This window comes from Salmonella sp. SAL00672, from assembly GCF_046552175.1.
GTDB classification, from domain to species: domain Bacteria; phylum Pseudomonadota; class Gammaproteobacteria; order Enterobacterales; family Enterobacteriaceae; genus Salmonella; species Salmonella enterica.
Genome location: NZ_JBGDUQ010000012.1, coordinates 122,471 through 143,041 on the forward strand (window position 1 = coordinate 122,471; position 20,571 = coordinate 143,041).

At 56.1% G+C, this 20,571-nt stretch carries 19 protein-coding genes; 9 read left to right on the forward strand and 10 right to left on the reverse strand.

Annotation, left to right across the window (positions count from 1 at the left end):
• Positions 1–10 precede the first annotated feature (10 nt).
• Positions 11–1,300 (forward strand): adenosylmethionine--8-amino-7-oxononanoate transaminase, encoded by a 1,290-nt coding sequence (gene bioA, locus ACLJTG_RS21245; protein ID WP_079834861.1) that lies wholly within the window; start codon positions 11–13, stop codon positions 1,298–1,300.
• A gap of 57 nt (positions 1,301–1,357) precedes the next feature.
• The gene (locus ACLJTG_RS21250; RefSeq protein ID WP_000767403.1) at positions 1,358–1,834 is read left to right on the forward strand and encodes a kinase inhibitor; all 477 of its coding nucleotides are present in this window, start codon (positions 1,358–1,360) and stop codon (positions 1,832–1,834) included.
• Positions 1,835–1,918: 84 nt separating this feature from the next.
• On the opposite strand, the gene hutH is transcribed toward ACLJTG_RS21250, so the two are convergent.
• The 5 genes from hutH to hutI form a co-directional block, all read right to left on the reverse strand.
• The gene (gene hutH / locus ACLJTG_RS21255) at positions 1,919–3,439 is read right to left on the reverse strand and encodes a histidine ammonia-lyase (protein ID WP_079951275.1); all 1,521 of its coding nucleotides are present in this window, start codon (positions 3,437–3,439) and stop codon (positions 1,919–1,921) included.
• A 1-nt stretch (position 3,440) separates the two neighbouring features.
• A complete protein-coding gene (gene hutU, locus ACLJTG_RS21260) occupies positions 3,441–5,126 on the reverse strand; it encodes a urocanate hydratase (protein ID WP_001115209.1) in 1,686 nt (561 codons plus the stop codon).
• Between the two features lie 196 nt (positions 5,127–5,322).
• Positions 5,323–6,048, reverse strand: a complete 726-nt coding sequence (locus ACLJTG_RS21265) for a histidine utilization repressor (RefSeq protein ID WP_021000085.1) — start codon at positions 6,046–6,048, stop codon at positions 5,323–5,325.
• 44 nt (positions 6,049–6,092) lie between these two features.
• On the reverse strand, positions 6,093–7,034 hold the full coding sequence (gene hutG, locus ACLJTG_RS21270) for a formimidoylglutamase (RefSeq protein WP_000195688.1): 942 nt from the start codon (positions 7,032–7,034) through the stop codon (positions 6,093–6,095).
• Positions 7,031–8,254, reverse strand: a complete 1,224-nt coding sequence (gene hutI, locus ACLJTG_RS21275; protein WP_079951276.1) for an imidazolonepropionase — start codon at positions 8,252–8,254, stop codon at positions 7,031–7,033. Before hutI ends, hutG begins: the two co-directional genes overlap by 4 nt.
• Before the next feature lie 237 nt (positions 8,255–8,491).
• Between hutI and ACLJTG_RS21280 the strand changes: the two genes are divergently transcribed.
• Positions 8,492–9,775, forward strand: a complete 1,284-nt coding sequence (locus ACLJTG_RS21280; protein WP_001094776.1) for a putative acyl-CoA thioester hydrolase — start codon at positions 8,492–8,494, stop codon at positions 9,773–9,775.
• A gap of 143 nt (positions 9,776–9,918) precedes the next feature.
• Here ACLJTG_RS21280 and pgl read toward each other — a convergent pair whose 3' ends face one another.
• On the reverse strand, positions 9,919–10,914 hold the full coding sequence (gene pgl / locus ACLJTG_RS21285; RefSeq protein WP_020839469.1) for a 6-phosphogluconolactonase: 996 nt from the start codon (positions 10,912–10,914) through the stop codon (positions 9,919–9,921).
• A gap of 163 nt (positions 10,915–11,077) precedes the next feature.
• On the opposite strand from pgl, the gene ACLJTG_RS21290 reads away from it, so the two are divergent.
• On the forward strand, positions 11,078–11,896 hold the full coding sequence (locus ACLJTG_RS21290; RefSeq protein WP_001748281.1) for a pyridoxal phosphatase: 819 nt from the start codon (positions 11,078–11,080) through the stop codon (positions 11,894–11,896).
• Here ACLJTG_RS21290 and modC read toward each other — a convergent pair whose 3' ends face one another.
• From modC to ACLJTG_RS21310, 4 genes are all read right to left on the reverse strand, one after another.
• On the reverse strand, positions 11,897–12,955 hold the full coding sequence (gene modC, locus ACLJTG_RS21295; RefSeq protein ID WP_000891710.1) for a molybdenum ABC transporter ATP-binding protein ModC: 1,059 nt from the start codon (positions 12,953–12,955) through the stop codon (positions 11,897–11,899). It lies immediately after the preceding gene.
• Positions 12,956–12,957: 2 nt separating this feature from the next.
• A complete protein-coding gene (gene modB, locus ACLJTG_RS21300; protein ID WP_198898386.1) occupies positions 12,958–13,647 on the reverse strand; it encodes a molybdate ABC transporter permease subunit in 690 nt (229 codons plus the stop codon).
• Positions 13,647–14,420, reverse strand: coding sequence for a molybdate ABC transporter substrate-binding protein (gene modA / locus ACLJTG_RS21305; protein WP_000951420.1), 774 nt, complete (start codon positions 14,418–14,420; stop codon positions 13,647–13,649). Before modA ends, modB begins: the two co-directional genes overlap by 1 nt.
• Positions 14,421–14,586: 166 nt before the next feature.
• Complete coding sequence (locus ACLJTG_RS21310) at positions 14,587–14,736, reverse strand: AcrZ family multidrug efflux pump-associated protein (RefSeq protein ID WP_000891513.1); 150 nt, start codon at positions 14,734–14,736, stop codon at positions 14,587–14,589.
• A 128-nt stretch (positions 14,737–14,864) separates the two neighbouring features.
• Between ACLJTG_RS21310 and modE the strand changes: the two genes are divergently transcribed.
• The 5 genes from modE to galT all read left to right on the forward strand — a co-directional run bounded on the left by modE (position 14,865) and on the right by galT (position 20,570).
• A complete protein-coding gene (gene modE / locus ACLJTG_RS21315) occupies positions 14,865–15,653 on the forward strand; it encodes a molybdenum-dependent transcriptional regulator (protein WP_001147418.1) in 789 nt (262 codons plus the stop codon).
• Positions 15,654–15,720: 67 nt separating this feature from the next.
• Positions 15,721–17,196, forward strand: a complete 1,476-nt coding sequence (modF, locus tag ACLJTG_RS21320) for a molybdate ABC transporter ATP-binding protein ModF (RefSeq protein WP_079951277.1) — start codon at positions 15,721–15,723, stop codon at positions 17,194–17,196.
• Positions 17,197–17,366: 170 nt separating this feature from the next.
• Positions 17,367–18,275, forward strand: a complete 909-nt coding sequence (locus ACLJTG_RS21325; protein WP_000885526.1) for a DUF2167 domain-containing protein — start codon at positions 17,367–17,369, stop codon at positions 18,273–18,275.
• A gap of 221 nt (positions 18,276–18,496) precedes the next feature.
• Entirely contained in the window at positions 18,497–19,513 is a 1,017-nt protein-coding gene (gene galE, locus ACLJTG_RS21330; protein WP_001265465.1) for a UDP-glucose 4-epimerase GalE, read from the forward strand.
• Positions 19,514–19,523: 10 nt separating this feature from the next.
• Complete coding sequence (galT, locus tag ACLJTG_RS21335) at positions 19,524–20,570, forward strand: galactose-1-phosphate uridylyltransferase (RefSeq protein ID WP_000187473.1); 1,047 nt, start codon at positions 19,524–19,526, stop codon at positions 20,568–20,570.
• Position 20,571: the final 1 nt, after the last annotated feature.

Genomic DNA, 20,571 nt, shown 5'->3' on the forward strand with positions numbered 1-20,571 from the left:
CAAGTCGATTATGACAACGGACGATCTGGCCTTCGATAAACGCCATATTTGGCATCCTTACACTTCCATGACCTCGCCGCTGCCGGTATATCCCGTTGAGCGGGCCGAAGGCTGCGAGCTGGTTCTCGCCTCGGGCGAACGCCTGATTGAGGGGATGTCCTCCTGGTGGGCGGCCATTCATGGTTATAACCACCCGCAATTGAACGCGGCGATGAAAGCGCAAATTGACGCCATGTCGCATGTCATGTTCGGCGGCATAACCCATACACCTGCGGTGAATCTGTGCCGTAAGCTGGTCGCGATAACGCCTGAGCCGCTGGAGTGTGTCTTTCTGGCCGACTCCGGTTCGGTGTCGGTGGAAGTGGCCATGAAGATGGCGCTGCAATACTGGCAGGCGCGGGGCGAATCGCGTCAGCGTTTTCTGACGTTTCGCCACGGTTATCATGGCGACACGTTCGGCGCGATGTCGGTGTGCGATCCGGATAACTCCATGCACAGCTTGTGGAAAGGCTATCTGCCGGAAAATCTGTTCGCGCCGGCGCCGCAAAGCCGGATGGATGGCGAATGGGATGAAAGCGACATCGCGCCATTTGCCCGCCTGATGGCCGCGCATCGCCATGAAATAGCCGCCGTGATTCTGGAACCTATCGTTCAGGGCGCGGGCGGGATGCGCATATATCATCCACAATGGCTCAGGCGTATTCGTAACATGTGCGATCGCGAAGGCATTCTGCTGATTGCCGATGAAATAGCCACCGGGTTTGGCCGTACCGGCAAACTGTTCGCCTGCGAGCACGCCGGGATCGCGCCGGATATTTTGTGTCTCGGCAAAGCCTTAACCGGCGGCACCATGACCCTCTCGGCAACGCTCACGACACGCAAGGTTGCAGAGACTATTAGCAACGGCGAGGCGGGGTGTTTTATGCATGGCCCGACGTTTATGGGGAATCCGCTGGCCTGCGCCGTCGCTTGCGCCAGCCTGACGCTGCTGGAAAGCGGCGAATGGCGTCAGCAGGTGGCGTCTATCGAGTCTCAGTTACGCGCTGAGTTAGCCCCCGCGCAAAGTTCGCCCTGGGTGGCGGATGTGCGGGTGTTGGGCGCGATTGGGGTGGTTGAAACCACGCATCCGGTCAATATGGCGGCGCTTCAACGCTTCTTCGTCGGGCAAGGCGTCTGGATCAGGCCGTTCGGCAAGCTAATCTACCTGATGCCGCCCTATATTATTCGTCCGGATCAACTGCGCCGTTTGACCCAGGCGGTCAATGACGCAGTACACAATGAAACATTTTTTAGCCATTAATCAGCGGTAAGCGATGCTGCTTCTGGCTACACTTCTGGTGAGTCAAAAGGAGAGCGCATGAAACTTATCAGCAACGATTTGCGCGATGGAGATAAACTTCCTCATCGCCACGTTTTTAACGGTATGGGCTATGATGGCGATAATATTTCGCCGCATCTGGCCTGGGACGACGTGCCGATGGGCACCAAAAGTTTTGTCGTGACCTGTTACGATCCCGACGCGCCGACCGGCTCCGGCTGGTGGCACTGGGTGGTGGTGAACCTCCCGGCGGATACGCGCGTACTGACCCAGGGGTTCGGCTCAGGCCTGGTGGCCGTACCAGACGGCGTCATTCAGACGCGTACCGATTTCGGTAAAGCGGGCTACGGCGGCGCGGCGCCGCCTAAAGGGGAAACGCACCGCTATATCTTTACGGTTCACGCGCTGGACGTCGAGCGTCTTGACGTTGATGAAGACGCCAGCGGCGCGATGGTCGGCTTTAACGTGCATTTCCATTCGCTCGCCAGCGCCTCGATCACGGCGATGTTCAGTTAAACGCTGTGCCGGATGGCGGCGTAAACGTCTTACCCTGCCAACGGGTTGGGTAAGCCGAATACGCGCCGCGCCATCCGGCAGCATTCACATAAAGTCCGGCACCAGACGCTGTAACGCGCCTTGCGCCAGCAGCGCCGTCGCACACTCAATATCGGGCGCGAAAAAACGATCCTGCGTATAGTGCGCCACCTGCTCGCGCAGTGTCTGCCGCGCCTGTTCCAGTAACGGGCTGGAGGTTAACCCTTCCCGTAAATCTATCCCCTGACAGGCAGCCAGCCACTCCACGGCAATGATGCCGCGGGTATTCGCCGCCATTTCCCAGAGTCGCCGCCCTGCCGCCGGGGCCATTGAGACATGATCTTCCTGATTCGCCGAGGTCGGCAGGCTATCCACGCTGTGCGGGTGCGCCAGCGCTTTATTCTCGCTGGCGAGCGCCGCGGCGGTGACCTGGGCAATCATAAAACCGGAATTAACGCCGCCATTTTTTACCAGGAACGGCGGTAACTGCGACATATGTTTATCCATCATCAGCGCGATGCGCCGCTCCGATAGCGCGCCGATTTCCGCTATCGCCAGCGCCAGATTATCCGCCGCCATGGCAACCGGTTCAGCATGGAAGTTACCGCCGGAGATCACCTCCCCCGCATCGGCAAAGACCAGCGGATTATCGGACACCGCGTTGGCCTCAGCCAGCAGTACCTCTTTCGTCTGACGTAACTGGGTCAGACAAGCGCCCATTACCTGCGGCTGGCAGCGAAGGGAATACGGGTCCTGAACTTTATGACAGTGGTGATGTGATTCAGCAATGGCGCTGGTATCGGTCAGCAGGTGCCGGAACAACCGCGCGACGTCAATTTGCCCCTGTTGTCCGCGCGCGGCATGAATGCGCGCATCAAAAGGACGGCGCGATCCCAGTACGGCTTCGGTGGTCAGCGCGCCGCAGACAACGGCGGAGGCAAATAACTCCTGTGCCTCAAACAAACCGCGCAGCACGAAGGCCGTTGACGCCTGGGTGCCGTTAAGCAGCGCCAGCCCCTCTTTGGCCGCCAACGCGACAGGCTCCAGTCCGGCCTTTTTTAGCGCCGTCTGCGCCGGAAGCCATTCGCCCTGCCAGCGCGCTTTTCCTTCGCCAAGCAGCGTCAGCGACAGATGCGCCAGCGGCGCTAAGTCGCCCGACGCGCCAACCGAGCCTTTTGCCGGAATCAGCGGATACACGCCGGCATTCACCAGAGCGATGAGCGCTTCTATCACGCTCAACCGAATCCCGGAAAACCCGCGCGCCAGACTATTGATTTTCAATACCATGATCAGACGCACCATCGCGTCATCCAGTGGATCGCCTACGCCCGCGGCGTGAGACAGCACCAACGATCGCTGTAGATTTTGCAAGTCTTCATCAGCGATGCGCGTCTGCGCCAGCAGGCCGAAACCGGTGTTGATGCCGTAGGCGGTACGCCCTTCGGCAACGATATCATTGACGCACGCAACGCTGGCGTTAATGCCGTCAATGGCGCTGGCGTCCAGCCGAAGCTGTACCGGATGACGCCAGACATCGTACAGTTGAGAGAGGCTTAACTGCCCCGGAGTGAGTGTCATGGTGTTCATATCAGCCTTTCCCCTGCGTCGCCGCAACCATCGGTAAATTCAGACCTTGCTCAACAGCGCATTCCACCGCGAGATCATATCCGGCATCGGCATGGCGCATGACGCCCGTCGCCGGATCGTTGTGTAACACGCGGCGAATACGCGCGGCGGCCTCGTCAGTGCCATCACAGACAATCACCATACCGGCGTGTTGCGAAAAACCCATCCCCACCCCGCCGCCATGATGGAGCGATACCCATGTCGCCCCGCTGGCGGTATTCAGCAACGCATTTAACAGCGGCCAGTCGGAAACCGCGTCGGAACCGTCGCGCATCGCTTCGGTTTCACGGTTAGGGCTGGCGACAGAGCCGGAATCCAGGTGATCGCGGCCAATCACAATGGGCGCGGATACCTCGCCGCAACGCACCATTTCGTTGAACGCCAGCCCCAGTTTTTGCCGCCACTCCAGGCCTACCCAGCAGATACGCGCCGGTAACCCCTGAAAATGAATGCGCTCGCGCGCCATATCCAGCCAGTGATGCAGATGTTTATCCTCAGCCACTATCTCTTTGACTTTGGCATCGGTTTTATAGATATCCTGCGGATCGCCGGACAGCGCCACCCAGCGAAACGGCCCGATGCCACGGCAGAACAGCGGACGAATATAGGCTGGCACAAATCCCGGAAAATCAAAGGCGTTTTCCACCCCCATCTCTTTCGCCATCTGACGAATATTGTTGCCATAGTCAAAGGTCGGCACGCCCATTTTACTGAACGCCAGCATCGCCCGAACATGCGCCGCCATGGAACGTTTCGCTGCCTGCATCGTCCCGTGGGGATCGGATTGCGCGTTTTTCTGATACTCCTCCCAGCGCCAGCCGGAGGGTAAATAGCCATGTAGCGGATCGTGGGCGCTGGTCTGATCGGTCACCAGGTCCGGGCGCACGCCGCGATTAACCAGTTCCGGCAGGATATCCGCCGCGTTCGCGCACAGGGCGACGGACACGGCTTTCCCCTCGCGGGTGTAGCGCGTAATGCGGGCCAGCGCGTCATCCAGCGTGGCGGCCTGCTCATCCACGTAGCGAGTACGCAGACGAAAATCGATACGGCTTTGCTGGCATTCAATCGTCAGCGAACACGCTCCGGCCAGCGTCGCGGCTAGCGGTTGCGCGCCGCCCATGCCGCCCAGTCCGGCGGTCAGCACCCAGCGTCCCGCCAGCGTGCCGTTATAGTGCTGACGCCCCGCCTCGACAAAGGTTTCGTATGTTCCCTGCACGATTCCCTGACTGCCGATATAGATCCAGCTTCCGGCCGTCATTTGACCGTACATCGCCAGCCCTTTCGCATCCAGTTCGTTAAAGTGTTCCCATGTCGCCCAGTGGGGAACCAGGTTGGAGTTGGCGATTAATACCCGCGGCGCGTTGTCGTGCGTTTTAAATACGCCGACCGGTTTGCCAGACTGAATAAGCAACGTTTCGTCCGCCTCCAGCCGGGTGAGCGCATCAACAATAGCGTCATAGCATTCCCAGTTGCGCGCGGCGCGACCAATCCCGCCGTAGACCACCAGCTCATGCGGATTTTCCGCCACGTCAGGATCGAGATTATTCATTAACATCCGCAGCGGGGCTTCTGTCAGCCAGCTTTTCGCCGTTAATACCGTGCCTCGGGGCGCGCGGATAGTCTGCTGACGATACTTGCTTTCAGGCATAGCAATGACTCCTCATTATTATCGGTCTGCCATCGCCAAATAACGCTAAAACGCCACTATCAGGCATCGCCGCAGACCCACAGATAAGAATCAGACATATACTTGTCTATACAAGTAAGCACAAGAATAGAATTAACAAAAATGATACAATTTTGTTATATTGTGTCAGCAATCACGTTTTCCGGCAGCGGCCCGCTCAGGAGATAAATCGTCCCTGTAGCCGGTAGCGCGACCCGGGGAAAAGTAAACGGGCGTGAGAAACAATCCGCGACACGGACCAGGTTGTACGACGAATGAGCAGACAAGGCTCATGCTCTTTGATAGTTAACCACGCGCACTCTTGCGCCGTGGCGCGCACCGCCTCCACAATATGTTCCCCTTCCGTTAGCGGCGCGATCCGCGACAAATAAGCGTGCGGCGTGGTCTGACGGTAATCCTGCGTCAGGTAATCCACGGCAATATCCGCATTCACGCAGCGATCTTCAATTTGTACCGGCAGATCGTTTTCATAATGCACCATGATGGAATGGAAAATGACATCGCTCTCATTGACGTTGAGAGCGCTGGCCTGGATGGCGTTTGCCCGCACACGCTCCAGCGTGAGCACCTCACAACGGTGCTGATGACGGCGGGCGGCAATCTCCTCGGCGATACTGCGGACTTCAAACAGCGCGGACTGGCCTTTCGGTTCGGCGACAAACGTCCCCACGCCCTGTAAACGTACCAGCCACCCTTCATCCGTCAGCTCACGCAGCGCCCGGTTGATGGTCATTCGGCTAAAGCCATACTGAGCGACCAGTTCAGCTTCCGACGGAATGCGATCGTGCGGCTGCCAGACGCCGCCGGCTATTTTTTTACAGATGTCCTGTTTCACCGTTTCGTAAAAAGGCGCAGGCGCAGAACGGGAGCGGGATGAATACATGCGTGAAGCCTTCCTTATGCGGAGAGTGTTTTCTGGATGACAGATTAACGCCACCAGTGCGCGATTTGCCAGCCAAGCCGCGCCGCCACGCGCGCCGCTGCGCCATCTTCATCAAAGCGTGGATTAAATTCAACCAGATCCGCCGCCTGTAATTTTCCGCTGCGGCAAACCGGCTCAATTAAACGCAGAACCTGTATCAGCGGCACGCCCAGCGCTGCGGGAGCGGAGACGGCCGGCATTTCCCAGACAGGCAATACGTCGAGATCGATAGTCAGATAAATTTTATCCACCTTGTCGATAAACTGCGCCATCTGCGCCAGCGCGTCATGGCAGTCCAGATCCTCCACCACGGTAACATTCCGCCACTGCGCTTCCCGCCACAACGCCTGCGTATTCGCCGCACGGCTCACGCCGAAACAGGCATAATGAAACGCGCGGCTCTGCGCGTCGCATAGCTGCGCCAGTTGACGAAACGGCGTCCCGGATGTTGCCCGGTCGGTCTGACGGAGATCCAGATGCGCATCAAGATTAATGATCCCTACGCTTTCCTGCGCAAACGCGTCCAGCACCCCCGCGCCGTGTCCAAACGCGGTTTCATGCCCGCCGCCCAGTACCAGCGTGCGCATCCCGGCCCGCAGACAGCGGCTTACCGCATCGCGCAAGGCCTGCTGCGCGCCTTCCAGATCGGGCGTCGGCGCAACCCAATTGCCTAAATCCACCAGCCGTTCATGTCCCTGGTGGCTGGCCATATTCGCCAGCGCTTTACGCAACGCGTCCGGGCCGCCTGCCGCGCCGGGACGACCTGCATTGCGTTTTACCCCCTCGTCGCAGGCAAATCCCATTAACGCGATCTTTTGCTGCCAGTTTTCGGGGGAAAAGGTCTCGCTGCGCGTGACGGTCTGAAACAGACGCCGCGCATCCGGCGCTTCTATACTGTCATCGCGCCCCTGCCAGAGCGCCGGAGAAGCCGGATACCATTGCGTCATGAGATTTGTCCTCTGTATACCCGCTGATATAAAGGGTTACGCCCCGGCTCATACGCAATCTCTACCGGCTGTTCAGCATCCCACACCACAAAATCCGCCCGGTAGCCGGCCCTGATCTGCCCATGCGTCGCCTGTCTTCCCAGCGCGCGAGCGGCATGGCGCGTAACGCCCGCCCATGCCTCTTCCGGCGTCAGACCAAACTGTACGCAGGCCATATTCATCGCCAGATGCAAACTGCAAAACGGGCTGGTGCCGGGATTGAAATCGCTGGCGACGGCGACAGGCACCTGATAGCGGCGCAGCAGTTCTACCGGCGGGCGCTGCGTCTCGCGCAGAAAATAAAACGCGCCGGGCAATAATACGCCGACAGTACCGCCGTCACGCATCGCCGCGACGCCCGTTTCATCAAGATATTCGATATGATCCGCCGATAAACCCTGATAACGACTCACCAGCTGCGCGCCGCCCAACAGCGAAAGCTGCTCAACATGGCCTTTAACGGGAATACCTAACGCCTTCGCCGTCTGCAACACGCGCTCACTCTGCGCCACATTAAAGCCGACGCTCTCGCAAAAGAGGTCTACCGCATCAAATAACCCTTTTTGCCAGAGCTGCGGAATCATCGTCTCGCAGACCAAAGTGATGTAGCCGTCCGGGTCGTCACGATACTCCGCTGGCGTAGCATGAGCGGCCAATAGCGTGGGGCTAATGTCGATAGCGTTTTCGGCGGCAAGTTTTGCAGCGACGCGCAACAGCTTTTCTTCTGTCGCCAGCTCCAGACCATAGCCGGATTTAATCTCCAGCAGCGTAACGCCTTCGCTGGCAAGGCGCATCATGCGTTCGCGCGCCAGCAGGTAGAGCGTCTCCTCCGCACAGGCGCGGGTTGCTGATACCGTCGCGTTAATGCCGCCGCCCTGAGCGCTAATATGCTGGTATGACGCGCCGTTAAGCCGCTGCTCCCACTCTGCGGCGCGGTTACCGGCAAACACCAGATGCGTGTGGCAATCGATAAGTCCCGGGGTTACCAGTCGTCCCTGCATATCATGGATATTGTCCCCACTGACAGGAAGCTGCGTCTCTGGCACGATATCGCAAATATGCCCTTCGCGTACAATCAGCGCCTGGTTATCCACCAGCCCGTACGGGGCTTGCCGCTGCGGGTCCATTGTCGCCAGCCTGATGTTTCGCCAGACAGTATCGCCCGGTAAAAGTTGCCGCATTCCTGTCGCTCTCTTGCCTGTCATGAGTTGTATAGACATTTATTTTCTTTCTGCTCCGGATTGTCAACTCAAAGCGCGAAAGTTGTTGCTTAATTGTGATAAAACTATCTGATGCGACAGGTGTTTCCGGCCTGAAAAGGAACTTTTTACCTTTTCGCCTTCCCGTTTCGTTCAACTTAGTATAAAAAAGCAGGCTTCAATGGATGTCATTTAACTTTTTCAAGCCCGGAGCAACCTGTGAATACATTATCGGTTTCCCGTCTGGCGCTGGCACTGGCTTTTGGCGTGACGCTGAGCGCCTGTAGCTCTACGCCACCCGATCAGATCCCTTCCGATCAAACCGCGCCTGGCACCGCCTCGCGCCCAATTCTGTCGGCAAATGAAGCGAAAAACTTCGTTGCGGCGCGCTATTTTGCCTCCCTGACGCCGAATACCGCCCCGTGGTCGCCGTCGCCGATTACCCTGCCCGCACAGCCTGACTTTGTGGTGGGGCCGGCAGGTACGCCAGGCGTTACGCACACCTCGATTCAGGCCGCGGTCGATGCGGCAATGGTTAAACGCACGAACAAACGCCAGTACATTGCTATTATGCCGGGCGACTATCAGGGGACCGTGTATGTTCCCGCCGCGCCGGGAAGTCTGACCCTGTACGGGACCGGTGAAAAACCGATCGATGTGAAAATTGGGATGGCGATTGATGGTGAAATGAGCGTCGCTGACTGGCGCCGCGCGGTGAATCCCGGCGGGAAATATATGCCTGGTAAACCCGCCTGGTATATGTTCGATAACTGCCAAAGCAAACACGCCGCGACGATCGGTGTGATGTGTTCTGCCGCGTTCTGGTCGCAGAATAACGGTCTGCAGCTACAAAATCTGACCATCGAGAACACGCTGGGCGACAGCGTCGATGCCGGAAACCATCCGGCGGTGGCGCTGCGTACCGATGGCGACAAAGTCCAGATTAACAAGGTCAATATCCTTGGCCGCCAGAACACCTTCTTTGTGACCAACAGCGGCGTGCAGAACCGTCTGCAAACCGATCGCCAGCCGCGTACGCTGGTGACGAACAGCTATATTGAAGGCGATGTGGATATGGTGTCCGGACGCGGTGCCGTGGTGTTCGATAACACCAACTTCCAGGTCGTCAACTCCCGCACACAGCAGGAAGCCTACGTCTTCGCCCCGGCGACGCTGTCCAATATTTACTATGGCTTTTTGGCGATCAACAGCCGCTTTAACGCCTCCGGCGATGGCGTTGCGCAGCTTGGCCGCTCGCTGGATGTCGACGCCAACACCAACGGTCAGGTCGTGATCCGCGACAGCGTGATTAACGAGGGCTTCAACGTTGCCAAACCGTGGGCCGACGCGGTCATCTCGAAACGTCCGTTTGCTGGAAATACGGGAACCGTGGATGACAAAGACGAGGTGCAGCGTAATCTGAACGACACTAACTACAACCGCATGTGGGAGTACAACAACCGCGGTGTAGGCAGTAAAGTGGTGGCGGAACCTAAGCAGTAATCACCGTTCCGGTTCAGGCTTATAAACGGGCCGCCGCAGCAGATGTGGCGGCCCGTGGTTTTACTGCAAGCGATGTTTATCGAAATTAATCAGGCATCCCGCCTTGATGAGTTCCAGCCCGCCTCCATCCGGCACACAGCGCTTTAGTACGCGTTCACCACAACCCACATTGGCCCCTGGCCGACGGCATAACGGCCTTTTTCCGTCAGCAACCCCTGAGTGCCCGTAATTTCATAGACCGCGATATGATGTGATTTTTGACCCGCAGCAATCAGGTATTTTCCGCTATTGTCGATATTAAAGCCGCGCGGTTGGGCTTCCGTCGGCTGGAAGCCTTCAACGCTCAGTACGCTGCCATCTTCGGAGACACTAAAGACGGTAATCAGACTGGCGGTGCGGTCACAGGCATACAGATACCGTCCATCCGGCGTAATATGAATATCCGCCGCCCAACGGGTATCGGAAAAATCGGCGGGCATCATATCCAGGGTTTGTACGCACTCTATCTCGCCATGCGGATTTTTAAGCTGCCAGACATCCACCGAACTGTTCAGTTCATTGACGCAATACGCATATTGTCGATTCGGGTGGAAGACCATATGACGCGGGCCTGCCCCTTCAACTGTATTTACTTCCGCCGGCTCCTGGGCCACCAGATGGCCGTCATCGCTTAGCGTAAACAGACAAATGCGATCCTGTTTTAGCGCAGGCACCCACAGGGTACGGTTATCCGGCGTAATATTTGCCGAGTGGCAGCCGTCCAGCCCCTCCACCACATCCACCAGCTCAACCGGCAGGCCATCCTGTAAGCGCGTCACGCTGACATTACCGGCGTTATACGATCCGACAAAGACAAAACGACCATGATGATCGGTAGAAATATGGGTCGGGCTACCCGGCAGGGCGGATTCGGCGGCAAACGTCAGCGCGCCATCATCCGGCGCAATACGATACGCCAGGACACGAAACTCCGGGCGCACGCCGACATAGAGGTAGCGTTTATCCGGACTGACCACCATCGGCTGAACCTGACCGGGCACATCCACGACCTGCACCAGCGTCAGCGTCCCTTCGTGGTTCAGGCTCCAGACGTGAATTTGCTGACTCTCAGGGCTGGCGGTATAGACTGTTTGTTTCATGAATACTCCTTTGCATATGGCATGTAGCTGCAATAACAGGACACAGCTTAACGTAGTCGCTTTTGACGGCGAATGCTGAATTCAGACGCAGAATTTTGTCTGCTTACCGTCCCGGTGTACCATGCCGACAGACGGAATTATTACTCTTAATCTGGAAAAAATTATGACTGCACGCGTGATTGCCCTCGATTTAGACGGAACGTTATTAACCCCGCATAAAACCTTACTCCCCTCCTCGCTTGACGCGCTATCACGCGCCAAAGAGGCGGGCTTTCAACTTATCATTGTCACTGGTCGCCATCACGTTGCTATTCATCCTTTTTATCAGGCGCTGGCGCTGGAAACACCTGCTATTTGCTGCAACGGCACCTATTTGTATGATTATCAAGCTAAAACTGTCCTGGATGCCGATCCTATGCCCGTGGATAAGGCGTTGCAGTTGATTGATTTACTGGATGAGCATCAGATTCACGGCCTGATGTATGTTGATGACGCTATGCTTTACGAACACCCAACCGGCCACGTCGTGCGTACCTCCCGGTGGGCGCAGACCTTGCCGCCGGAACAACGTCCGACCTTTACACAGGTCTCTTCGTTAGCGCAGGCGGCGCGCGACGTGAATGCCGTGTGGAAGTTTGCGCTTACCGATGAAGATATTCCCAGACTACAGCGGTTCGGTCAGCATGTTGAACAGGCGCTTGGCCTGGAGTGCGAATGGTCATGGCACGATCAGGTGGATATCGCGCGCAAAGGCAACAGTAAAGGCAAGCGCCTTACCCAGTGGATAGAAGCGCAGGGAGGGTCAATGAAAAATGTGATCGCTTTCGGCGATAACTACAACGACATCAGTATGCTGGAGGCGGCAGGCACCGGCGTTGCGATGGGCAACGCCGATGAGGCGGTGAAAGCGCGCGCTGACGTTGTGATCGGCGATAACACTACCGATAGCATCGCCAAATTTATTTACACCCACCTGCTATAGTCAGGCGGTGATAGAAACGCTTTTCACCTGCGCGTAAAGCCACAGGCCAGGCTTGATATTCAGCTCATCCCTGGCCCACGGGCTTATTCGCGCCCACAGCGTTCTGCCGCCTATCTCAAGCTGGACTTCCACCTGCCCGTTATCGTCATAACAATTCGCCACTTTTGCCCGCAATACGTTGCGGATACTGGTCTGCTGCGGCGGCTGTAGTACCAGCGAGACATCCGACGCCTGTATACGAATACGCAGTGTGGATTGCAGCGGCTGATTGAGTTTATTTACCCACAGGTGCTGGTCGCCAAGCGCCAGGGCGGTCATGGCATAATGCGGGTGATGCTCCAGCACGCTGACTTTCAGAATACTGCTCTGTTGCTCTTTCGGCAGCCACGGGTGCATAACGCTGCTTCCCCAGACTTCTTCCAGCGGGCCAAACGCTTTAACCTGTCCATCCTCCAGCACCATGACTTTATCCGCCAGGTGGAGAATTTCATCGAGAGAATGGCTGACATACAGCATGGGAATATTGATTTCCCGCGCCAGCCGTTGCAGGTACGGCAGTAATTCGCGTTTACGCGGGATATCCAGCGAGGCCAACGGTTCGTCCAACAGCAGCAACTCCGGGGCGGTGAGCAATGCCCGGCCTATCGCTACGCGCTGTTTTTCTCCGCCGGACAGGCTCCCCGGCAGGCGATCAAGCAACGCTTCAATTCCCAGCAGCGACACCAGCTTATCAAACTGGCCGGTCATGCTTTTCGCCATGCCGTAGCGCAAATTGCCGCGTACTTTGTAATGGGGGAACAGGCGCGCATCCTGGAAAACATAACCGATGCGGCGCTTTTCCGGCGTTAAACAGATACCGTTTTCCGCGTCATGCAACACCCGGCCATTCAGCGCGATGCGTCCTTTTTGCGGGCGAGTCAAACCGCTGATGGCATTAATCAGCGAGGTTTTTCCCGCGCCGGAGACGCCAAAGATAGCCGTGATCCCACTGGCTGGCAGCGTTTCGTTGAGGGTTAAACAGTGCGTTCCCAGCGTCTGGGAAAAATTAAGCTCCAGCATGGTTAGCGCCCCGTCCGTTCACGGCTAATCCGCGCCAGCCATTCAGAAATCAACAGCGAAATCAGCGCTAATACAACCGAAATCACGCACAGCCTCGCCGCCGCGCTCTCCCCGCCCGGCGTCTGGATCAAGGTATACATGGCGGAAGGTATGGTGCGGGTTTCGCCCGGAATATTAGAAACAAAGGTAATGGTCGCGCCAAATTCGCCAAGCGAACGGGCAAACGCCAGCACCGTACCGACAATAATGCCCGGCAGGGTAAGCGGTAAGGTGATAGTCAGAAAAACGCGCCAGCGCCCGGCGCCCAGCGTTCTGGCGGCCTGTTCAAGCTTGATATCCACCCCCTCCAGCGCCAGCCGAATGGCCCGCACCATCAGCGGGAAGGACATCACCGCCGCCGCCAGCACGGCGCCGCGCCAGCTAAAGGCAAACGTGAGACCGAACCAGTCATACAGCCACTGGCCAATAAACCCGCGTCGCCCCATCGACACCAGCAGCAGATAGCCGACCACCACCGGCGGCAGCACCAGCGGCAGATGCAGGACGCTATCAAGTAAGGCTTTGCCCGGAAACCGGCATCGCACCAGTAACCAGGCAAAAAAGATCCCAAACGGCAGGCTAAACAGCACGGCCAGGGAAGACACTTTCAGGCTAAGAAGGACAGCCTGCCATTCTGGATCGGTCAGTATCATTACTTCGTCGTAAATCCATAACGTTTAAAGATTGCCGAGGCCTGCGGTCCTTTCAGGTAATCATAGAACGCGCTGACGGCCGCATTTTTATGCCCCTCCACGATAGCGATGGGGTATTCCACTTTTTTATGTGAATCTTCCGGGAACGTCGCCACCACGTTGACCCCCTTGCTGGCGACCGCATCAGAACCGTATACAATGCCCAAAGGCGCTTCGTTACGTTCGACCAGCGCCAACGCGCCGCGCACATCCTCGCCCGGCGCCAGTTTCGGTTCAAGCGTTTGCCATGCGCCCAGCTTTTGCAGCGCTTCTTTGGCATAAATTCCCGCCGGTACGTGTTGCGGATCGCCCACTGCCAGACGCCCGCCGTTCAACAGACGAATCCAGTCCGTTTTGTTGTCGATGGTAAACGGTTTCTGCTCGCTGGCTTTCGGCGCTACCACCACCAGGCTATTGCCAAGCAATGTTTCGCGCGTCGTGGTATCCACCGCTTTTTTATCGGCTGCATAATCCATCCATTTCTGATCAGCAGAGATGAACAGGTCCGCCGGCGCGCCCGCTTCTATCTGGCGCGCCAGCGTTGAAGAGGAGGCGAATGAGGAGACCACATCCACATTTTTCTCTTTTCTATATTCTGCCGCAATGTCTTGCATCGCGTTCGTTAGCGACGCGGCGGCAAATACGGTGATCTTGCCTTCATCCGCCAGCGCATGACCGGCGATGACGAAAGATAATGTTGCCCCTGCGACCAGGCGTAACCAGGAATGCGCCATCTGTAACTCCTTGTGCGTTTCGTTATGTAAACAACAATATAACGATAATCTCAGGGGTTTCCCAGCGGTTATTCATACCCATTAACGATTAAACACAGAAAATATCGGCAGGAAAAGCAGGATCTTGAGTAACAAAAACGCCCGACTGAGCGGGCGTTTGGGGAAATCAGCGGTTCTGTCTGGACTGGTCTTTCTGACCGATACCGGAAAAAATGTTGAACACCTCACCCAGACCGTAAATCAGACCGAGGATGATGGCCATCACTACCGGTACCATGATGACGGCGAATACCAGACTTTTTAATAACTCTAACATGGGCAACTCCAGATATAGTCCTTTTTGTATTTTAACCGCATCACACAGAAAAGCACTCCCCTTTTGTGCGGTCGGCTTTGCGCTGACGCGCTTTTCAGTCACAATAGTCTTTTTACCAGGAGCTGGTTATGCAGGCCGAAATCCTTCTTACCCTGAAACTTCAGCAAAAGCTTTTTGCCGATCCCCGACGTATCTCTCTGCTGAAACACATTGCGCTTTCCGGCTCGATTAGTCAGGGCGCGAAAGACGCGGGAATCAGCTATAAGAGCGCCTGGGATGCGATAAACGACATGAACCAGCTTAGCGAACATATGCTGGTTGAACGCGCAACGGGCGGCAAAGGCGGCGGCGGCGCGGTATTAACCCGCTATGGCCAGCGTCTGATCCAGCTTTACGATTTGCTGGGTCAAATTCAGCAAAAAGCGTTCGATGTGTTAAGCGACGATGACGCCCTGCCGCTTGACAGTCTGCTGGCCGCTATCTCCCGCTTTTCACTGCAAACCAGCGCCCGAAATCAGTGGTTCGGCACCATTACCGCCCGCGATCGCGATCAGGTGCAACAGCATGTCGACGTGCTGCTGGCCGACGGCAAAACGCGGCTCAAAGTCGCGCTGACGGCGCAAAGCGGCGAGCGTCTCGGCCTGGAGGAAGGTAAAGAAGTGCTGATCCTGCTAAAAGCGCCATGGGTTGGCATTACCCGGGATGCAGCCGTTGCGCGCGCCGCTGACAATCAGTTGTCGGGAACGATCAGCCATATCGAGCGCGGCGCGGAACAGTGTGAAGTGTTGATGGCGCTGCCGGACGGCCAGACGCTGTGCGCCACGATACCGACTTCAGATGCCGCCACGTTAAAGGAAGGCGATGACGTGATTGCCTGGTTTAATGCGGACAGAGTGATTATTGCAACGTTGTGCTAAGCACATTGACATCCGTTGCCGAAAGACGTATCCCTGTCATTCATCGCTGCAAAAAATGGGATGCAAAATGTCATCGTTGCAAATTTCGCAAGGCACGTTTCGTCTGAGCGATACAAAAACACTTCATCTGGATTCGCTGACGCTCAATGCGGGCGATAGCTGGGCATTCGTTGGGGCTAACGGGAGCGGGAAGTCGGCGCTCGCCCGCGCGCTGGCGGGTGAACTGCCGTTATTAACAGGCGAGCGCCAGTGTCGGTTTACCCGCATTACTCGTCTGTCCTTTGAACAATTGCAAAAGCTGGTCAGCGATGAATGGCAACGTAATAACACCGATATGCTCAGTCCTGGCGAAGACGATACCGGGCGCACTACCACGGAAATTATTCAGGATGATGTTCGCCATCCTGCCCGCTGTGCGATGCTGGCGCAGCAGTTCGGCATTTCCGCTTTACTCAACAGGCGTTTTAAATACCTTTCTACCGGCGAGACGCGAAAAGCGCTGCTATGTCAGGCGCTGATGTCTGAGCCGGAGTTATTAATCCTTGATGAACCGTTCGACGGGCTTGACGTGACCGCCCGTCAACAACTGGCGCAACGCCTGACGGCGTTGAACCAGGCGGGTATGACCCTGGCGCTGGTACTCAACCGTTTTGATGAAATCCCGGACTTCGTGCAGTTTGCCGGCGTGCTTGCCGACTGTACGCTGGCGGAGACCGGAACGACGACAGAGTTACTGCAACGGGCGTTGGTTGCTCAACTCGCGCACAGCGAGCGTCTGACCGACGTACAATTACCCGAACCGGACGAACCTTCCGCCCGCCATGCGTTACCCGATGGCGAACCACGGATCGTACTTAACGATGGCGTAGTCTCGTATAACGATCGCCCTATCCTCCACCACCTAAGCTGGCGAGTCAATCCGGGCGAACACTGGCAGATCGTCGGTCCTAACGGGGCGGGTAAGTCTACGCTGCTTAGCCTTATTACTGGCGATCATCCGCAAGGCTACAGCAACGATCTCACGCTGTTCGGGCGGCGGCGAGGAAGCGGCGAAACAATCTGGGATATCAAAAAACATATCGGCTACGTCAGCAGCAGTTTACATCTGGATTACCGCGTCAGTACCACGGTGCGCAATGTCATTCTCTCCGGCTATTTCGATTCTATCGGCATTTACCAGGCCGTTTCAGACAGGCAACGAAAACTGGCGCAACAGTGGCTGGATATTCTGGGAATCGATAAGCGTACGGCGGATGCCCCTTTCCACAGTCTCTCCTGGGGACAGCAGCGGCTGGCGCTGATCGTGCGCGCGCTGGTTAAGCATCCGACAGTGTTGATTCTGGATGAGCCGCTGCAAGGGTTGGACCCGCTGAACCGCCAACTGGTACGCCGTTTTGTAGATGTATTAATTCGCCAGGGAGAGACCCAACTGCTGTTCGTTTCCCATCATGCAGAGGATGCGCCTGCCTGTATTACCCACCGGCTGGAATTTGTACCAGAGGGCGAACGTTATAAGTACGTTTCCGGACGATGCAATAATTAAATGTATTATCAGAATGGCGCCGCGCGCCATTCTGGAACCACTCTCCTTTTATTAAGAATAATAATAACGGTCGATAAGCTTACTATCTCTTGAATCGCTGACCGCCTCATTGTCATAATAATCCTGAAATTTTCGACAATGATGTCGTATGTGAATATAAGGGATTCATTATGGCTTTTCGTTTTCCACAAATAATACTATTTTTACTGGCAGCCATGTTATTTTGCCCCAGCAGTTATGCTGAGCAAAAGCCGACCGCTGCGCAGGAAGCGCGTAAAACCGCCGTTGAGGTCGCTGTTGAAGGCATGAGTCGCGCCGCCGTTGCGGGTCCGACAAAGATTAGTTTAGGTGATAAAGCCACGCTTAATCTGCCGGAAGGATTTACCTGGATACCCGCAAAAGAAGCGGCGGTATTTATGCGTGAAATTGGTAACTATGTTGACGATGAATATTTTTACGGCCTCGTATTTAAAAAGGAAATGAATGGATTTATTTCTATCGAATATGATGATTCTGGTTATGTAAAAGATGATGATGCAAAAAACTGGGATGCCGATGAATTAATGGATAACCTGCGCAAAGGCACAAAAGAAGCGAATAAAGATCGTATTGCAAAAGGCATTGAGCCGATAGAAATTATTGGCTGGATCGAGAAGCCTACCTACGATGCAACCAATCATCGTCTGATCTGGTCCGCCGCCATCCATGATATCGGCACCAACGAACCACTGAATGAACAAGGCGTGAACTACAACACCTATCTGCTGGGACGTGAAGGCTATTTTTCTTTAAATCTGGTGACCGACAGAGGTTCTGTTGACCACGAAATCCCTCTGGCGAAAAGAATTCTCAGTTCCGTCAAGTTCAACGCTGGACAACGCTACGCTGACTTCAACGAATCAACGGACAAAATAGCGGAGTATGGGCTCGCCGCGCTGATTGGCGGTATCGCGGCCAAGAAAGTAGGACTGCTTGCTATGCTCGGTATCGCGTTGCTTAAATTCTGGAAAGTGACCGCCATCGGCGTCGTCGCTGTCGGGGCGCTCGCCAGGAAGCTACTCTCGCGTAAAAAAGACTGACAGCTCTTGCCCCGTCCGTTTCATTCCCAGGCGCGTAACGCGCTTTTTTTCGGATAAAAAGCAGAAGCATTCTCAAGCCAGATGATTTGTAATCATTTAATCGATACAAATGCGTAAAATCACCAGTGTGTAAACGATTCCACTAATTTATTACATGTCACACTTTTCGCATCTTTGTTATGCTATGGTTATTCCATACCATAGGCTTAACGGAGCGAATTATGAGAGTATTGGTTACAGGTGGTAGCGGTTACATTGGAAGTCATACCTGCGTACAGTTGCTGCAAAATGGTCATGACGTCGTCATCCTCGATAACCTCTGCAACAGCAAGCGCAGCGTGCTGCCCGTGATTGAACGTCTGGGCGGTAAGCACCCGACCTTTGTCGAAGGCGATATTCGCAACGAAGCGCTTATAACCGAAATTCTGCACGATCACGCGATTGATACCGTGATTCACTTTGCCGGCCTGAAAGCCGTCGGCGAATCGGTCGCCAGGCCGCTGGAGTACTATGACAACAACGTCAACGGTACGCTGCGGTTGGTCAGCGCCATGCGTGCGGCCAACGTTAAAAACCTTATTTTTAGCTCCTCCGCCACCGTTTATGGCGATCAGCCCAAAATTCCTTACGTCGAAAGTTTTCCTACCGGCACGCCGCAAAGCCCCTACGGCAAAAGTAAATTGATGGTAGAACAGATCCTCACCGATCTGCAAAAAGCCCAGCCGGAGTGGAGTATTGCGCTGCTGCGTTATTTCAACCCGGTCGGCGCGCACCCGTCGGGCGACATGGGAGAAGATCCGCAAGGTATTCCGAATAACCTGATGCCCTATATCGCCCAGGTCGCCGTGGGTCGTCGCGAATCGCTCGCCGTTTTCGGCAATGATTACCCGACCGAGGATGGCACCGGCGTACGCGATTACATTCACGTTATGGACTTAGCCGACGGGCACGTCGTGGCGATGGAAAAACTGGCGGACAAATCCGGCGTACATATTTATAACCTCGGCGCGGGTGTCGGCAGTAGCGTCCTGGATGTGGTCAACGCCTTTAGTAAAGCCTGCGGTAAACCCATTAATTACCACTTCGCGCCGCGTCGCGACGGCGATCTCCCGGCGTATTGGGCGGATGCCAGCAAAGCCGATCGCGAGCTGAACTGGCGCGTCACCCGCACGCTTGACGAAATGGCGCAGGACACCTGGCACTGGCAGTCACGCCATCCGCAGGGATACCCAGATTAAGGACGTTGTTATGACCCCATTTAATCCCATCGATCATCCGCATCGCCGTTATAACCCGCTTACCGGCCAGTGGGTTCTGGTTTCGCCGCATCGCGCAAAACGCCCCTGGCAGGGGGCGCAGGAAACGCCGTCTCAGCAAATGCTGCCGGCCCATGATCCGGACTGCTTCCTGTGTGCGGGCAATACGCGTGTCACCGGCGATAAAAATCCCGATTACAAAGGGACTTACGTCTTTACTAACGATTTCGCGGCGCTGATGGCCGACACGCCGGATGCGCCGGACAGCCACGATCCGCTGATGCGCTGTCAGAGCGCGCGCGGCACCAGCCGCGTGATCTGCTTTTCTCCCGATCACAGTAAAACGCTGCCGGAGTTGAGCCTGCCCGCGCTGACGGAAATCGTCAGAACCTGGCAGACGCAGACCGCCGAGTTAGGCAAAACCTATCCGTGGGTGCAGGTCTTTGAAAATAAAGGCGCGGCGATGGGCTGTTCGAACCCGCATCCGCATGGACAGGTCTGGGCCAACAGCTTCCTGCCGAATGAGGCCGAACGCGAAGATCGTTTACAAAAAGCCTACTTCGCCGAGCAGCGCTCGCCAATGCTGGTGGATTATGTCCAGCGAGAACTGGCGGACGGCAGCCGCACCGTGGTCGAAACCGAACACTGGCTGGCGGTGGTGCCTTACTGGGCGGCGTGGCCGTTCGAAACGCTACTGTTACCCAAAACGCATGTCCTGCGCATTACCGATTTAAGCGACGAGCAGCGCGACTCTCTGGCGCTGGCGTTGAAAAAGCTGACCAGTCGTTATGACAACCTGTTTCAGTGTTCCTTCCCCTACTCAATGGGCTGGCACGGCGCGCCGTTTAACGGTGAAGAAAACGCACACTGGCAGTTGCACGCACACTTTTACCCGCCGCTGCTGCGCTCTGCGACCGTCCGTAAATTTATGGTCGGCTATGAAATGCTGGCGGAAACCCAGCGTGATTTAACCGCAGAACAAGCGGCTGAACGCCTGCGCGCGGTCAGCGACATCCATTTTCGCGAATCCGGAGTATAAA

Bases quoted from the DNA above. Each gene is read 5' to 3' on its own strand.
- hutU (WP_001115209.1), bottom strand. From the start codon at position 5,126: ATGCCTGAAAGCAAGTATCGTCAGCAGACTATCCGCGCGCCCCGAGGC.
- ACLJTG_RS21250 (WP_000767403.1), top strand. From the start codon at position 1,358: ATGAAACTTATCAGCAACGATTTGCGCGATGGAGATAAACTTCCTCAT.
- galT (WP_000187473.1), top strand. From the start codon at position 19,524: ATGACCCCATTTAATCCCATCGATCATCCGCATCGCCGTTATAACCCG.
- modA (WP_000951420.1), bottom strand. From the start codon at position 14,420: ATGGCGCATTCCTGGTTACGCCTGGTCGCAGGGGCAACATTATCTTTC.
- pgl (WP_020839469.1), bottom strand. From the start codon at position 10,914: ATGAAACAAACAGTCTATACCGCCAGCCCTGAGAGTCAGCAAATTCAC.
- hutG (WP_000195688.1), bottom strand. From the start codon at position 7,034: ATGACGCAATGGTATCCGGCTTCTCCGGCGCTCTGGCAGGGGCGCGAT.
- galE (WP_001265465.1), top strand. From the start codon at position 18,497: ATGAGAGTATTGGTTACAGGTGGTAGCGGTTACATTGGAAGTCATACC.
- ACLJTG_RS21325 (WP_000885526.1), top strand. From the start codon at position 17,367: ATGGCTTTTCGTTTTCCACAAATAATACTATTTTTACTGGCAGCCATG.
- ACLJTG_RS21310 (WP_000891513.1), bottom strand. From the start codon at position 14,736: ATGTTAGAGTTATTAAAAAGTCTGGTATTCGCCGTCATCATGGTACCG.
- modC (WP_000891710.1), bottom strand. From the start codon at position 12,955: ATGCTGGAGCTTAATTTTTCCCAGACGCTGGGAACGCACTGTTTAACC.
- bioA (WP_079834861.1), top strand. From the start codon at position 11: ATGACAACGGACGATCTGGCCTTCGATAAACGCCATATTTGGCATCCT.
- ACLJTG_RS21290 (WP_001748281.1), top strand. From the start codon at position 11,078: ATGACTGCACGCGTGATTGCCCTCGATTTAGACGGAACGTTATTAACC.
- ACLJTG_RS21265 (WP_021000085.1), bottom strand. From the start codon at position 6,048: ATGTATTCATCCCGCTCCCGTTCTGCGCCTGCGCCTTTTTACGAAACG.
- hutH (WP_079951275.1), bottom strand. From the start codon at position 3,439: ATGAACACCATGACACTCACTCCGGGGCAGTTAAGCCTCTCTCAACTG.
- modE (WP_001147418.1), top strand. From the start codon at position 14,865: ATGCAGGCCGAAATCCTTCTTACCCTGAAACTTCAGCAAAAGCTTTTT.
- hutI (WP_079951276.1), bottom strand. From the start codon at position 8,254: ATGCGGCAACTTTTACCGGGCGATACTGTCTGGCGAAACATCAGGCTG.
- modF (WP_079951277.1), top strand. From the start codon at position 15,721: ATGTCATCGTTGCAAATTTCGCAAGGCACGTTTCGTCTGAGCGATACA.
- modB (WP_198898386.1), bottom strand. From the start codon at position 13,647: ATGATACTGACCGATCCAGAATGGCAGGCTGTCCTTCTTAGCCTGAAA.